This window comes from Pseudomonas sp. R3.Fl (assembly GCF_023516765.1).
In the GTDB taxonomy this organism is placed as follows: domain Bacteria; phylum Pseudomonadota; class Gammaproteobacteria; order Pseudomonadales; family Pseudomonadaceae; genus Pseudomonas; species Pseudomonas citronellolis.
In genome coordinates this window covers 6,384,680-6,398,991 of the sequence record NZ_JAMGSO010000001.1, presented here as the reverse complement: position 1 = coordinate 6,398,991, position 14,312 = coordinate 6,384,680, and the positions used below count along the sequence as shown (strand labels likewise).

The window sequence follows — 14,312 nt, the reverse complement described above, 5'->3', positions numbered from 1 at the left end:
AGAAGATGAGTGGAAAAGTCTGGCTGGTCGGCGCCGGTCCCGGCGACCCGGAGCTGCTGACGCTGAAGGCCGTGCGCGCCCTGTCCGGCGCCCAGGTGGTGCTGCTCGACGACCTGGTCAACCCGCAGCTGCTGGAGCACTGCCCGGCGGCGCGGGTCGTGCGCGTGGGCAAGCGCGGCGGCTGCCGCTCCACGCCCCAGGATTTCATCCAGCGCCTGATGCTGCGCTACGCCCGCCAGGGCTTCAGCGTGGTGCGCCTGAAAGGCGGCGACCCGTGCATCTTCGGCCGTGGCGGCGAAGAAGCGGCCTGGCTGGAGGCCCGCGGCATCGCCTGCGAACTGGTCAACGGCATCACCGCCGGGCTGGCCGCCGCCACTTCCTGCGGCATATCCCTGACCCTGCGCGGCATCAGCCGCGGCGTCACTCTGGTGACCGCACACACCCAGGACGACAGCGAACCGAACTGGCCGGCGCTGGCCCAGTCCGGCACCACCCTGGTGGTCTACATGGGCGTGGCACGCCTGGCGGAAGTCCGCGACGGCCTGCTGGCAGGCGGCATGCGCCGGGGCATGCCGGTGGCGATGATCGAGAACGCCTCGCTGCCGCAGCAACGCGAGTGTCGCAGCAGCCTGGGCGCGATGCTCGACGACGCCAGCGCCTTCGGCCTGCGCAGCCCGGCCATCCTGGTGATCGGCGAAGTGGCCGCCGAGGCCGCGCTGGAGCTGGCGCGTAGCGCCTGAACGACCTTTCCGCAGAGACGTAGGGCGTACAACCGTTCGCGGTTATCCGCCGTTGGCCGTGCTACCGGGGCGTTCGGCGTGGCCGGGGAATCCAATCGCGGACAGAGTCCGCTCCTACGGTTCAGGGAAGCACGGGCGTAGGAGCGGACTCTGTCCGCGATTCGGCGGATAACGCCGTAGGCGTTATGCGCCCTACGGATTTCCGGTGGGGTTGAGGCTCTGCAGAAGAGCGCCCTCTCCCCAGCCCTCGGCTGCGCGCCCCGCCCTGAAGGGAGAGGGGGCCGTTCGGAGTGGGTGGGGAGTTCGGAGTCAGCCTGAAACTCCTCACTCTCCATCGTCATTCCCGCGAACGCGGGAATGACGATGGGGGGATGGGAGCACAGAGCCAAGAACCACAAACGAAGCCCTCTCCCAAGCACCTGAACAGACTTTTTCGCAGGCAAAGAAAAACCCGGCCGAAGCCGGGTTTTTCCTGGAACTCAGACCAATTACTGCTGCTTGGCCTGGGCTTCCACTTCGGCTTCTACGCGACGGTTGACGGCGCGGCCTTCAGCGGTGCTGTTGTCAGCAACCGGACGGCTCTCACCATAACCAACGGCGTTCACGCGGCCACCTTCCACACCGTACTCGTTGACCAGCACGTCACGAACGGCGTTGGCACGACGCTCGGACAGTTTCTGGTTGTAGGCGTCGGTGCCGACGGAGTCGGTGTGGCCTTCAACGGTGGTGGAGGTGGACGGGTACTGCTTCATGAAGTCAGCCAGGTTCTTGATGTCAGCGTAGCTGTTCTCTTTGACCTTGGACTTGTCGAAGTCGAACTTGACGTCCAGCTGGACGCGGACGACTTCAGCGACGGCCGGGCAGCCGTTGGCGTCAACGGTGACGTTGGCCGGGGTGTTCGGGCACTTGTCGACGTTGTCGCAGACGCCGTCGTGGTCTTCGTCGGAGCAGACTTCAGCGACCGGTTCCGGAGCCGGGGCCGGCTTGGCGCCGCCACCGAAGTTCATGCCGACGCCGACGCCAGCCATCCACTCGCCCTGGTGACCATTGTCACGCTTCTCCAGGCCGTACTGGCCGTCGAGGCTGGCCTTGGCGAAGAAGTTCTCGGTGAAGTAGTACTTCAGACCGGCGCCGATGTTGGCCATGGTCAGGTTCTGACGGCTGCCGTTGGCGCTGTTGACGTTGGTCAGGCTCTGGTGGCCGATACCGGCGGAAACGTACGGACGCAGGCCGACACCCGGAGTACCGAAGTGGTAGACGGCGTCCAGGGAAGCCAGGTTGCCATGGACCTTCTTGTTGCCGGACTCGTAGGTGCCACGAATGTCGTGGTATTCACCGTAGGAGAGCGCCAGCTCGACGTCGTCGGTCAGGAAGTAGCCGACGGAACCGCCGTAGAGGTCGCCGTTCTTCATGTTGCGGGTGCTGTCAGTGAAGTAGCGCTTGCCGAAGGCTTCGGCTTCGACTGCGCCTTGGCCTTGAGCGAAAGCATTCACGGCGGAAGCGGCGATCATGGAGCCGATCACGACGCCCAGGGTGTTCTTCAGTTTCATCCGTTAAATCCCCATCTTGGTGGTCAGTAAGCCGATGACCGCCGACAAAAGGCAGGCCATACAACTTGCGGGCAAGTTTATCAGAACTTGCGAATTAGAGAGACAACATTTACCCAACTATGTTTCGGATATGCCCGAAAACTTTTCGCGCAGCCGATCGAGTGCACGCTTGTATCGCATCTTGGTCGCACTCAGGCCCATGTGCATGATGTCGGCGATCTCCTGGAATTCGAGCTCTGCGACAAATCGTAGCACCAGAATTTCCCGATCAATGGGGTTGACATGTACCAGCCATCGGTCCAGGCCGCCCCGTTCCTCGACCTTCGGCGCCTTCTCCTCGGAAGCCTCCTCGAGCGGGTCCAGGCTCAGCGCATCGAGCAGGCGACGCTTTCGTCTTTCCTTGCGATATTGGGTAATGCACTCGTTGTAAGTGATGCTGTACAACCAAGTTTTGAACTTCGATTTACCCTCGAAGTTCTTCAAACCGTACAACACCTTGAGCATCACTTCCTGACACACGTCATCGGCATCCCGATCGTTGCCCAGATAGCGTGCGCAGACGTTGAACAGCGTGCGCTGGTATCGGCGCATCAGCTCCTCGTACGCCCGGGTGACGTGGAACAGCTCGTCATGGGCGCGCTCCACCAGCTCCTCGTCGGTCAGCTGGCGCGGGTCGTAGCGCTGGGACAATGGTTGCGGCTTGTTCAAGTCGGGTCGGGCCAGGTCATGTCGGCCGCCGACGCGGCTTTCGCGAAGCGGCGTCGGCGTTGCACGGGATCATCTCAGCGGCTGGTCACACGGCGCTCGAGGAGCACGCGGTTGGCAATGGACACCAACTCGCCCTCATCGGTCATCAGAATAGTCTTGATGGTGCCGATTTCTTCGATGATGCCTTCGACATCGTCCACTTTCACCTCTTGCCCGACCTGGTACAGCTCGCGCACGTAGATGCCGGCGATGATCTGCCCGGCGATCTCCCGACTGCCCAGGCCCAGGGCCAGGGCGGCGGCAAGGCCGACGGTGATCAGCACGATGGCGATGATGTAGTTGAGCAGGTCGGTCTTGACCTCGAGCTGGCCGACGGCCACCGAGATGCTGATGATGATCACCAGCCACTGGGCCACGCGCCCCAGGCCGCCGGCGTATTCCAGGCCCACGCCCTCGGCGGCGCCGCGCACCACGCTGTTGAGCAACTGCGCCAGGAGCACGCCGACGATCAGCACCAGGGCCGCGCCGAACACCTTGGGCAGGTACAGGGCGAGCACGTCGAGGGTGGCGGAGACGCGCTGCAGGCCGAGGGACTCGGCGGCGGAGACCAGGAACACCAGCAGCACGAACCAGTAGACGATCTTGCCCACCAGGGTCGAGACCGGCACCTGGATGCCGACGCGGGCCATCAGCTTGGTCAGGCCGGTGCCGCCCATCAGGCGGTCCAGGCCGAGCTTGGCCAGCAGCTTGGACAGCAGGGCGTCGAGCAGCTTGGCCACGACGAAGCCGAGCAGCACCACCACCAGGGCGCCGAGCAGGTTCGGGATGAACCCGGCGAGCTTGCTCCACAGGGTGTTCATGGCGGTGAGCAGGCTTTGCGTCCAGATATCGAATTGCATCTTCAGTCGGCCTTGTCAGCGGAAGGGGCGGAATTCTGCGGGCGCCGGGACACCGGCGCAAGGTGGGCGGCGCCGCGGCTCACGCCCAGGCTCAGGGCTTGCAGCCAGTGGCCCATGAGGCTGAACAGGTCGCCGGCGCCGACCTGGCGGTTGGCGGTCTTCAGCACGCGACCCAGGCGCGCGTCGTCCTCCGGCTCCTGGGCCGGCATGCGCAACAGGTTGCGCAGGGATTCTTCGAACGGGTCGTGCATGCACAGCTCTCCTTCGTGTGCTGCCTTGACGCAGCCACACCCCCACAAGTCACATCAGAGCCAGCGCAGGCGGCGGAAGATCCACCACTGGGTCACGGCGATCACGGCCATCAGCAGGCAGGCCATGGCGAAGCCGTGCGGCGCGCTGGAGCCCGGAATCCCGCCTACGTTGATGCCCAGAAGCCCGGCCACGAAACTCATGGGCAGGAAAAAGCCGGTGATGATACCAAGAATGTACATGGTCTTGTTCATCCGCTCGGTGATCCGCCGGTGCTCGGCCTCCTGGATCAGCGAAATGCGCTCGCGCACCAGCTCCAGTTCCTCGAGGTTGCGCGTCAGGCGGTTATACAGCTCGTTCCAGTAGTCGGCGTCGTCGCCCAGCGTCCAGGACAGCTTGATCCGCGTGAGTTGCGAGTAGATGTCGCGCTGCGGCGCCAGGTAGCGCCGCAGGCCCGCGGAGCGCCGGCGCAGGGCGCGCAGCTCGGCCTGGTCGGGCACGTTGCGCTCGTCTTCCTCGATGGCCTCCTCCATGGCGTCGAGCTCGTCGGCCAGGCCGCCGATCAGGGTGTCGATGCGGTCGGTGAGGTAGTGCGCCAGGCTCAGCACCAGCTCCGAGGCGTTCTTCGGGCCGCGCCCGGCGGCCAGGTCCTGGCGCAGGTCGGCCACCGCCTTGAGCGGGCGCAGGCGCAGGGAGATCACCCGCTGCTTCTCGGCGAACACCCGCAGCGAGACCATGTCCTCGGGCACCGCGCCGGGGTTGAGGTTGACGCCGCGCAGGAACAGCAGCAGGCGCTCGGCGCCCAGGTCCAGCAGGCGCGGGCGGGTCGCCTCCTCCAGCAGCAGATCGCAGGTGAATTCGTTCAACCCGCTGGAGTCGCGCAGCCAGGACTGTGCTTCGGGGACGCCGCGGTCCCAGTGCACCCAGAGGCTTTCCTCGGGCTTGAGGTCAATCAGGTGCAGTTCCGCGCGGCTGATCTGCCGGCCGCCGCCGTGGCCATCGAGGACGTAGCCGTAGATGAGCCCGCGCTCGGTTCCGCTTTCGTATTGCTGCATCGCCTGTTCCTGAAATGCCATGAAGTGCCGGGCGCCGCCGGCGGCTGCGGTCATTGACCGGCGAAGGCGCCCGGCGTTCAGCTCACTCGGGCATTTTCAGGGCCTGGGGGGAAACGATGATGCCGTTGTTGTCGGCGTAGACGAACTCGCCCGGACGGAAAGTGATGCCGCCGAAGGTCACGGCCACGTTGAGGTCGCCGATGCCGCGCTTGTCGGTCTTCATCGGGTGGCTGGCCAGGGCCTGCACGCCCAGGTCGGTCTGCGCGATCACGTCGACGTCGCGGATGCAGCCGTAGACCACGATGCCTTCCCAGCCGTTCTTCGCCGCCTTCTCGGCCAGCATGTCGCCCAGCAGCGCGCGGCGCAGCGAGCCGCCGCCGTCGACCACCAGCACCTTGCCCTTGCCGTCCTTGTCCACCTGCTCCTTGACCAGCGAGTTGTCCTCGAAGCACTTGATGGTGACGATTTCGCCGCCGAAGGAGTCGCGACCGCCGAAGTTGCTGAACATGGGCTCGACGACCTGGACCAGGTCGGGATAGGCATCGCACAGATCAGGGGTGACGTATTGCATGGAGAGACTCCTTGGAGTGTCGGGATGAACCTGCGGCGGACCGGCGGAGCGGCGATGAAGCCCGGAATGACCGGAACCCGGCTTGGCGTCACAGTCTAGCGACTGTCACGCCATCCGCCTACGCCCGCCGCCCTGCTCCGCGGCTTGGCGGCCTTCGGGCACAGATTGCCGAGAGGCACGGTATTCCTCCCGTAGGAGCGGACCTTGTCCGCGATAGCCGGCCATCCCGGCGCGGATCGCGGATAAGATCCGCTCCTGCGCTGCCCCACCCGCATCATTCACCTGTAGGAGCGCGCCCTGCGCGCGAATCGCGGGCAGGGCCCGCTCCTACAGCCCGCCGGATGGCACGGTATTCCTCCCCCGTAGGAGCGGACCTTGTCCGCGATAACCGGACGTCCCGGCGCGGATCGCGGATAAGATCCGCTCCTACGCCACCCCACCCGCATCATTCACCTGAAGGAGCGCGCCCTGCGCGCGAATCGCGGGCAGGGCCCGCTCCTACAGCCCGCCGGATGGCACGGTATTCCGCTCCTACGCTGCCCCACCCACGTCATTCCCCTGTAGGAGCGCGCCCTGCGCGCGAAATCGCGGGCAGGGCCCGCTGGCGAGTATGGCTTCTCGTAGGAGCGAGCTTGCTCGCGAACCGCATGGCACCGCGCTTGTTCGCGAGCAAGCTCGCTCCTACGAAAGCACCTCGGCGCAGCCTGTAATCCTACGGGTTGCCGGGAGGCAGGGCCTGGTGTTCCAGCCAGTGCCGGACCCGCGGCCAGACCTCGCACTGGGCGCCCTTGCTCACCAGCATCTCGACGTGCCCGAAGTTTTCCAAAAAGCCCTGCCGGCGCCCCAGGCAGAGATATTCGCGGACTTCGGAGCCGAACTGCTCGAACAGCTTGCGGCAGGCCCAGGGCGGGTCCTGGCGGTCGCCCTCGGCGCTGACCGCCAGCACCGGCGCCGTCACCTTGGCCAGGCCGCCCCACCAGTCGTTGTCGCGTTCGCCGAAGCGGCCGAACAGGCCATGCCAGCGTAAGGCTTCCAGGGCCAGGCCGATGGGCTCGTCCTCCGGGCCGCGGCGCAGGCGCGGGCCGGGGATCACGCCCATGCGCTTGAGCAGCAGGCGCCCGCTCCAGGCCACCGGCGGCAGCTTCAGCGCCCAGTAGTCACGGCTGACCTGGCTGCCGAACAGCGCCACGCTGGCCACCTGCTCCGGCGCCAGGTAGCCGCCGCCGAGGGTCGCCGCCAGGCTGGTGCCGCCCAGGGAATGGCCGATCCAGTGCGGCGCCTGGCCACTCTGTTCGACGACGAAGGCGGCGATGGCCGGCAGGTCGAAGCGCGCGTAGGCGGCGACGCTGTTGCGCGAATAGTCGAGGTTGCGCGGCGACAGGCCGTGGCCGCGCATCTCCGGTATCCACACGTCGAAGCCGGCGCGCGCCAGGTACGGCCCCAGGCCGATGGCCTTGGGCGAGTACCAGAAGCGCCGGTTGGAGAAGCTGCCGTGCACCAGGATCACCGGTACGCCACGCTGCTCGCGGCCCGGCAGGCCCAGGCGGGTCAGCGCCAGCTCGACGCTGGGATCCGGGCTGTTGTTGGGTTTCAGGCGGTAGACGTCCTCGGTGAGGCCGCCACGCAGTTCGGCGCTGACGAGCGCCACGGGAAAGAGTCGGCTACTGCTGTGCATGTCGTGGAATGGGTTGGCACGAAAAAAGGGCGGGTGCAAGCACCCGCCCTTCCTGAACCCGCAGGTTCGGTTGGCGTCAGGCCTGGCCTTCGGCCAGGAAGAACCAGGTGTCGAGCACCGAGTCGGGGTTCAGCGAGACGCTTTCGATGCCCTGCTCCATCAGCCACTTGGCCAGGTCCGGGTGGTCCGAGGGGCCCTGGCCGCAGATGCCGATGTACTTGCCGGCCTTGTTGCACGCCTGGATAGCGTTGGCCAGCAGCTTCTTGACCGCCGGGTTACGCTCGTCGAACAGGTGCGCGACGATGCCCGAGTCGCGGTCCAGGCCGAGGGTCAGCTGGGTCAGGTCGTTGGAGCCGATGGAGAAGCCGTCGAAGAACTCCAGGAACTCCTCGGCCAGCAGGGCGTTGGACGGCAGTTCGCACATCATGATGACCTTCAGGCCGTTCTCGCCGCGCTTCAGGCCGTTGGTGGCCAGCAGTTCGACCACCTGGGAAGCCTCGCCGAGGGTGCGCACGAAGGGCACCATCAGCTCGACGTTGGTCAGGCCCATCTCGTTGCGGACCTTCTTCATCGCCCGGCATTCCAGCTCGAAGCAATCGCGGAAGGATTCGCTGATGTAGCGCGAGGCGCCGCGGAAGCCGAGCATCGGGTTCTCTTCTTCCGGCTCGTAGAGCTTGCCGCCGATCAGGTTGGCGTATTCGTTGGACTTGAAGTCCGACAGGCGCACGATGACCTTCTTCGGCCAGAAGGCCGCGGCCAGGGTGCTGACGCCCTCGACCAGCTTCTCGACGTAGAAGCCCACCGGATCGTCGTAGCCGGCGATGCGCTTCTCGACGCTTTCCTTGATGTCGGCCGGCAGGCTGGCGAAGTTCAGCAGCGCCTTGGGGTGCACGCCGATCATGCGGTTGATGATGAATTCCAGGCGGGCCAGGCCCACGCCCTCGTTGGGCAGCTGGGCGAAGTCGAAGGCGCGGTCCGGGTTGCCGACGTTCATCATGATCTTGAACGGCAGGTCGGGCATGGCGTCGACCGAGTTCTGGCGCACGTCGAAGCCCAGCTGGCCTTCGTAGATCAGGCCGGTGTCGCCTTCGGCGCAGGATACGGTGACCTGCTGGCCGTCCTTCAGCACGGCGGTGGCGTTGCCGCAGCCGACCACCGCCGGGATACCCAGCTCACGGGCGATGATCGCCGCGTGGCAGGTACGCCCGCCGCGGTTGGTGACGATGGCGCTGGCGCGCTTCATCACCGGCTCCCAGTCCGGGTCGGTCATGTCGGAGACCAGCACGTCGCCGGGCTGCACCTTGTCCATCTCGGAGACGTCGTGGATGACCTTCACCGGGCCTGCGCCGATGCGCTGGCCGATGGCGCGGCCTTCCACCAGGACCTTGCCCTTCTCCTTGAGCAGGTAGCGCTCCATCACGGTGGCGCTGGAACGGCTCTTCACGGTTTCCGGGCGGGCCTGGACGATGTACAGCTTGCCGTCGTCGCCATCCTTCGCCCATTCGATGTCCATCGGGCGCTGGTAGTGCTTCTCGATGATCAGCGCCTGCTTGGCCAGCTCGGTGACCTCGGCGTCGGACAGGGCGAAGCGCGCGCGGTCGGCCTTCTCCACGTCGACCACCTTGACCGACTTGCCGGCCTTGGCTTCGTCGCCGTAGATCATCTTGATCGCCTTGCTGCCCAGGTTGCGGCGCAGGATCGCCGGGCGGCCGGCTTCCAGGGTGGGCTTGTGCACGTAGAACTCGTCGGGGTTCACCGCGCCCTGCACCACGGTCTCGCCGAGGCCGTAGGCGCCGGTGATGAACACCACGTCACGGAAGCCGGACTCGGTGTCCAGAGTGAACATCACCCCGGCGGTGCCGGTTTCCGAGCGGACCATGCGCTGCACGCCGGCGGACAGGGCGACCAGCTTGTGGTCGAAGCCCTGGTGCACGCGGTAGGCGATGGCACGGTCGTTGAACAGGGAGGCGAAGACTTCCTTGGCCGCGCGGATCACGTTGTCCACGCCGCGGATGTTCAGGAAGGTCTCCTGCTGGCCGGCGAAGGAGGCGTCCGGCAGGTCTTCGGCGGTGGCGGAGGAGCGCACGGCCACGGCCATGTTGTCGTTGCCGCCGGCCATCTCGGCGAAGGCCTTGCGGATGTCGGCGTCCAGCTGGGCGGGGAACTCGGCGTCCATCACCCACTGGCGGATCTGCGCGCCGGTCTTGGCCAGGGCGTTGACGTCGTCGACATCGAGGGCGTCCAGGGCGGCGTGAATGCGGTCGTTCAGGCCACTCTGCTCGAGGAAGTCACGGTAGGCCTGGGCGGTGGTGGCGAAACCACCGGGAACCGAAACCCCAGCACCGGCGAGGTTGCTGATCATTTCGCCCAGGGATGCGTTCTTGCCCCCCACACGTTCGACATCATGGACGCCGAGCTTATCGAGGGAAACTACGTACTCTACCAAGGTGATCTCTCCACTGAATGTTGGAAAAGCTCAAACGGGCCACCGCGACGCTGTCCCTTTCTGGCCGCGGCCAGAAAAATAAGTGACAATGCCCCGGCAGGAGGCCTTGCAAAAGCGCGGCCTATCATACTCAGGATTCTTTCCTACATTAAGGCCCGCAGCGCAATGAAACGTACGGCTTTCTTCATTTCCGACGGAACCGGCATCACCGCCGAAACCCTCGGCCAGAGTCTTCTTGCGCAGTTCGAGAACATCCATTTCCACAAACTGACGCGACCGTACATCGACACCGAAGAAAAAGCGCGCGTCATGGTACAGCAAATCAACGCGGCTGCGCAGGCGGACGGCGCCCGCCCGATCATCTTCGACACCATCGTCAACCGTGAGATCCGGGCGGTCCTGGCCCAGTCGAACGGCTTCATGATCGACATCTTCTCGACCTTTTTGTCCCCTCTGGAGCAGGAATTATCCGCGGACTCGTCGTATTCCGTCGGAAAATCCCACAGCATCGGCCACAATCCGCACTACATGGAGCGGATCGACGCGGTCAACTTCGCCCTCGACAACGACGACGGCGCCCGCACCCACTACTACGACAAGGCCGACCTGATCCTGGTCGGCGTGTCGCGCTGCGGCAAGACGCCCACCTGCCTCTATATGGCAATGCAATATGGCATTCGTGCGGCGAACTATCCGCTGACCGAGGAGGACATGGAGCGCCTGCAGCTGCCCAACGCCCTCAAGCCCTACAAGGGCAAGCTGTTCGGCCTGACCATCGACCCCGACCGGCTCACCGCCATCCGCAACGAGCGCAAGCCCAACAGCCGCTACGCCAGCTTCGCCCAGTGCGAGTTCGAGGTGCGCGAGGTGGAGAACCTGTTCCGCCGCGAGAACATCGCCTACATCAACTCCACCCATTTCTCGGTGGAGGAGATCGCCGCCAAGATCATGGTGGAGAAAGGCGTCGAGCGCCGCCTGAAGTAGCCCCGCACGGCCCTGTGAACCGGCTCACGCTGCCGCCCGCCGGGGCCTGGCGGGTGTCGTCACACGGGACCTGCGTGCTAGAATCGCGCCCCGCATCCCTCCTGGGGGGCCCAGGCCCCGGCCAAGGATGACTCGCCCGCAGGCCGTGGCGTTTGCCGGATGTACCCGTTCACTGGCCTACGGCCCCCAGCGCTCAGGACTTATGAGACTCAAGCCCACAGCCCTGCTGCTCCTGATTTTCCTGGCGGCCTTCGGCGGCCCCGCCGGCGCGGCCGGCAAGACCGTTTACGGGCTCATCGAATACGCCCACATCGGCCAGCTCGACCAGGTGCTGGCGGCCAAGCTCGACACCGGCGCCAAGACCGCCTCCCTGAGCGCCCGCGACATCAAGCGCTTCAAGCGCGACGGCGAAACCTGGGTGCGCTTCTACCTGGCCACCGACACCGCCGACAGCCAGCCGCTGGAGCGGCCGCTGGCGCGCATCAGCAAGATCAAGCGGCGCCACGGCGACTTCGACCCCGACGAGGGCAAGGCCTACACCGCGCGTCCGGTCATCGAGCTGGACGTCTGCCTGGGCAGGCTGCGCCGCACCATCGAAGTGAACCTTACCGACCGCAGCGCATTCCAATACCCCCTGCTGATCGGCTCCGACGCGCTCAAGCGCTTCGGCGCCCTGGTCGACCCCAGCCTGAAATACGCCGCCGGCCAGCCCGGTTGCCCCGTTGCGAAACCTGCCGAGTAAAGCCCATGCGCTCCATCAACCTGCACCTGAAGATCCTGATCGCCATCCTGGTGGTCCTGGGCGTTTCCATCACCGCCTACCAGATCTTCATCCTCGGCATCCCCATGACCGAGGCGGAAACCGACGACCTGTGGAACATCGACGCCAAGGTCGAATTCCTCGCCGCGCCGAAGACCCCGGTCAAGGTGCAGATGTTCGTGCCGCCGCTGACCCAGGGCTACGTCAGCCTCAACGAGAGCTTCGTCTCGAACAACTACGGGGTGAGCATCAACCGCGCCGACGGCAACCGCAAGGTGACCTGGTCCTCGCGCCGCGCCAACGGCAAGCAGACGCTCTACTACCGCCTGGTGCTGACCAAGCGCTTCAGCGGCGAGCAACCCAAGGAAAAAGGCCCGATCTTCCGTGACAGCCCGCCCCTGGAAGGCCCGGAGAAGATTGCCGCCGAGGCCCTGATCGCGCCCATCCGCCAGCACTCGGCGGACATCGAGACCTTCGTCAGCGAAACCATCAAGCGCGCCAACAACCTGGCCGACGACAACGTCAAGCTGCTGCTGGCCGGCGACACCAGCCTGGAGAAGCGCTCGTACATCGTCGAGACCCTGCTGGCCCAGGCCCACGTGCCCATGGAGCGCGTGCACACCCTGCGCCTGCTGGCCAACCAGGCGCAGAGCCCGGAACTGTGGCTGCGCAGCTACAACGGCAAGGACTGGCTGTACTTCAACCCCGAGACCGGCGAGCGCGGCCTGCCCGCCGACCGCCTGATCTGGTGGCTGGGCGACGAGCCGCTGCTGGCGGTGGAAGGCGGCAAGAAGGCGCTGATCAGCTTCAGCCTGAACAACAGCGAGATGAACGCCATCCGCCTGGCCAAGCTGACCAACGAGAACACCGACGCATCCTTCCTCGACTACTCGCTGTACGGCCTGCCGCTGTCCACCCAGCAGACCTTCCAGATCATGATCATGATCCCCTTCGGCGTGCTGGTGATCCTGGTCCTGCGCAACCTGATCGGCATCCAGACCCTCGGCACCTTCACCCCGGTGCTGATCGCCCTCGCCTTCCGCGAGACCGGCCTGCAGTGGGGCATCGGCCTGTTCACCGTGATCACCGCCCTGGGCCTGTCGCTGCGCTCCTACCTCGAGCACCTGAAGCTGCAGATGCTGCCGCGGCTGTCGGTGGTGCTGACCTTCGTGGTGGTGATGATCGCCGCCATCAGCCTGCTCAGCCACCGCCTGGGCTTCGAGAGCGGCCTTTCGGTGGCGCTGTTCCCCATGGTGATCCTGACCATGAGCATCGAGCGCCTGTCGATCACCTGGGAAGAGCGCGGCGCCGCGCACGCCATGAAGGCGGCGGTGGGCACCCTGTTCGCCGCGGCCCTGGCGCACATCCTGATGCGCGTGCCGGAGCTGGTGTACTTCGTGTTCACCTTCCCGGCGGTGCTGCTGCTCCTGGTGGCCTTCATGCTGGCGATGGGTCGCTACCGCGGCTACCGCCTGACCGAGCTGTTCCGCTTCAAAGCCTTCCTGAAGGACTGAGCCATGTTCGGCCTGATCAAGCGGTGGAAAGCCCTGGAAGCCAAGGGCATCATGGGCATCAACCGGCGCAACGCGGACTTCGTGCTGAAGTACAACAAGCGCCACCTGTACCCGATCGTCGACGACAAGATCATCACCAAGGAACGCGCCATCGCCGCCGGCATCCACGTGCCGGAGATGTACGGGATCATCTCCACCGAGAAGGAGATCGAGAAGCTCGATTCCATCATCGGCGAGCGCAACGACTTCGTCATCAAGCCGGCGCAGGGCGCCGGCGGCGACGGCATCCTGGTGATCGCCGACCGTTTCGAGGGCAACTTCAAGACCGTCTCCGGGCGCATCATCAGCCGCGACGAGATCGAGTACCAGCTCTCCAGCATCCTCACCGGCCTGTACTCCCTGGGCGGGCACCGCGACCGCGCGCTGATCGAGTACCGCGTCACCCCCGACCAGATCTTCCGCAGCATCAGCTACGAGGGCGTGCCGGACATCCGCATCATCGTCCTCATGGGCTACCCGGTGATGGCCATGCTGCGCCTGCCGACGCGCCAGTCCAACGGCAAGGCCAACCTGCACCAGGGCGCCATCGGCGTGGGCGTGGACCTGGCCACCGGCATCACCCTGCAAGGCACCTGGCTGAACCGCAAGATCGCCAAGCACCCGGACACCACCAACGCGGTGGATGGCGTGCAGCTGCCGCACTGGGACGGTTTCATGAAGCTGGCCGCCGGCTGCTACGAGTTGTGCGGCCTGGGCTACATCGGCGTGGACATGGTGCTGGACCAGGACAAGGGCCCACTGATCCTCGAACTCAATGCCCGTCCCGGGCTGAACATCCAGATCGCCAACGACTGCGGCCTGACCGGCCGCGCCCAGGCGGTGGAGGCCCACCTGGTGGAGTTGCAGGCCAAGGGGGTGCAGGAGACTCCGGAGGAGCGGGTGCGCTTCTCGCAGAAGCTGTTCGGGCATGTGCCGGGGCGGGAGATCTGAGGCGGAGTCGGGGGCTTTTCGTAGGAGCGAGCTTGCTCGCGAACGGTGTTTCCCGGGGGCTTTCGGTGCTGGGTTCGAGAGCGCCCTCTCCCCAACCCTCTCCCTGAAGGGAGAGGGGGCTGTCCTGAGCGACGCGTCGGTCAGGCGCCATCCTTCAACCCCGTCATTCCC

General features: G+C 65.7%; 13 protein-coding genes. 5 read left to right on the top strand and 8 right to left on the bottom strand.

The genetic code is table 11. From position 1 onward, the window contains the following. Positions 1-5: 5 nt before the first annotated feature. Entirely contained in the window at positions 6-740 is a 735-nt protein-coding gene (gene cobA, locus M8R19_RS28370; RefSeq protein ID WP_249919582.1) for a uroporphyrinogen-III C-methyltransferase, read from the top strand. Positions 741-1,228: 488 nt separating this feature from the next. Here the strand turns inward: cobA and M8R19_RS28365 are convergent, their stop codons facing one another. The 8 genes from M8R19_RS28365 to ppsA form a co-directional block, all read right to left on the bottom strand. After that, positions 1,229-2,290, bottom strand: a complete 1,062-nt coding sequence (locus M8R19_RS28365) for an OmpA family protein (RefSeq protein ID WP_074986027.1) — start codon at positions 2,288-2,290, stop codon at positions 1,229-1,231. Between the two features lie 117 nt (positions 2,291-2,407). Beyond that, entirely contained in the window at positions 2,408-2,998 is a 591-nt protein-coding gene (gene sigX / locus M8R19_RS28360) for an RNA polymerase sigma factor SigX (RefSeq protein WP_024128632.1), read from the bottom strand. A 74-nt stretch (positions 2,999-3,072) separates the two neighbouring features. Next, complete coding sequence (locus M8R19_RS28355) at positions 3,073-3,897, bottom strand: mechanosensitive ion channel family protein (protein ID WP_074986032.1); 825 nt, start codon at positions 3,895-3,897, stop codon at positions 3,073-3,075. A gap of 2 nt (positions 3,898-3,899) precedes the next feature. Further along, positions 3,900-4,148, bottom strand: coding sequence for a CrfX protein (locus M8R19_RS28350; protein WP_074986036.1), 249 nt, complete (start codon positions 4,146-4,148; stop codon positions 3,900-3,902). 54 nt (positions 4,149-4,202) lie between these two features. Next, positions 4,203-5,201, bottom strand: a complete 999-nt coding sequence (gene cmaX / locus M8R19_RS28345) for a divalent cation transporter CmaX (protein WP_116424064.1) — start codon at positions 5,199-5,201, stop codon at positions 4,203-4,205. Between the two features lie 82 nt (positions 5,202-5,283). After that, positions 5,284-5,772 (bottom strand): ribonuclease E activity regulator RraA, encoded by a 489-nt coding sequence (gene rraA / locus M8R19_RS28340; protein ID WP_043272131.1) that lies wholly within the window; start codon positions 5,770-5,772, stop codon positions 5,284-5,286. A 712-nt stretch (positions 5,773-6,484) separates the two neighbouring features. After that, entirely contained in the window at positions 6,485-7,447 is a 963-nt protein-coding gene (locus M8R19_RS28335) for an alpha/beta fold hydrolase (RefSeq protein WP_249919581.1), read from the bottom strand. A 76-nt stretch (positions 7,448-7,523) separates the two neighbouring features. Then, the gene (gene ppsA / locus M8R19_RS28330) at positions 7,524-9,893 is read right to left on the bottom strand and encodes a phosphoenolpyruvate synthase (protein WP_249919580.1); all 2,370 of its coding nucleotides are present in this window, start codon (positions 9,891-9,893) and stop codon (positions 7,524-7,526) included. Between the two features lie 165 nt (positions 9,894-10,058). On the opposite strand from ppsA, the gene ppsR reads away from it, so the two are divergent. From ppsR to M8R19_RS28310, 4 genes are all read left to right on the top strand, one after another. Continuing rightward, a complete protein-coding gene (gene ppsR, locus M8R19_RS28325) occupies positions 10,059-10,877 on the top strand; it encodes a posphoenolpyruvate synthetase regulatory kinase/phosphorylase PpsR (RefSeq protein WP_009618715.1) in 819 nt (272 codons plus the stop codon). 202 nt (positions 10,878-11,079) lie between these two features. After that, positions 11,080-11,619, top strand: coding sequence for a retropepsin-like aspartic peptidase RloA (rloA, locus tag M8R19_RS28320; protein WP_043272133.1), 540 nt, complete (start codon positions 11,080-11,082; stop codon positions 11,617-11,619). Positions 11,620-11,624: 5 nt separating this feature from the next. After that, the gene (rloB, locus tag M8R19_RS28315) at positions 11,625-13,151 is read left to right on the top strand and encodes an osmotic stress tolerance membrane protein RloB (protein ID WP_043318158.1); all 1,527 of its coding nucleotides are present in this window, start codon (positions 11,625-11,627) and stop codon (positions 13,149-13,151) included. 3 nt (positions 13,152-13,154) lie between these two features. Next, positions 13,155-14,141, top strand: a complete 987-nt coding sequence (locus M8R19_RS28310; protein WP_249919579.1) for an alpha-L-glutamate ligase-like protein — start codon at positions 13,155-13,157, stop codon at positions 14,139-14,141. Positions 14,142-14,312 lie beyond the last annotated feature (171 nt).

Bases quoted from the DNA above. Each gene is read 5' to 3' on its own strand.
- M8R19_RS28355 (WP_074986032.1), bottom strand. From the start codon at position 3,897: ATGCAATTCGATATCTGGACGCAAAGCCTGCTCACCGCCATGAACACC.
- M8R19_RS28310 (WP_249919579.1), top strand. From the start codon at position 13,155: ATGTTCGGCCTGATCAAGCGGTGGAAAGCCCTGGAAGCCAAGGGCATC.
- M8R19_RS28335 (WP_249919581.1), bottom strand. From the start codon at position 7,447: ATGCACAGCAGTAGCCGACTCTTTCCCGTGGCGCTCGTCAGCGCCGAA.
- cmaX (WP_116424064.1), bottom strand. From the start codon at position 5,201: ATGCAGCAATACGAAAGCGGAACCGAGCGCGGGCTCATCTACGGCTAC.
- cobA (WP_249919582.1), top strand. From the start codon at position 6: ATGAGTGGAAAAGTCTGGCTGGTCGGCGCCGGTCCCGGCGACCCGGAG.
- M8R19_RS28365 (WP_074986027.1), bottom strand. From the start codon at position 2,290: ATGAAACTGAAGAACACCCTGGGCGTCGTGATCGGCTCCATGATCGCC.
- rloA (WP_043272133.1), top strand. From the start codon at position 11,080: ATGAGACTCAAGCCCACAGCCCTGCTGCTCCTGATTTTCCTGGCGGCC.
- ppsR (WP_009618715.1), top strand. From the start codon at position 10,059: ATGAAACGTACGGCTTTCTTCATTTCCGACGGAACCGGCATCACCGCC.
- rloB (WP_043318158.1), top strand. From the start codon at position 11,625: ATGCGCTCCATCAACCTGCACCTGAAGATCCTGATCGCCATCCTGGTG.
- rraA (WP_043272131.1), bottom strand. From the start codon at position 5,772: ATGCAATACGTCACCCCTGATCTGTGCGATGCCTATCCCGACCTGGTC.
- M8R19_RS28350 (WP_074986036.1), bottom strand. From the start codon at position 4,148: ATGCACGACCCGTTCGAAGAATCCCTGCGCAACCTGTTGCGCATGCCG.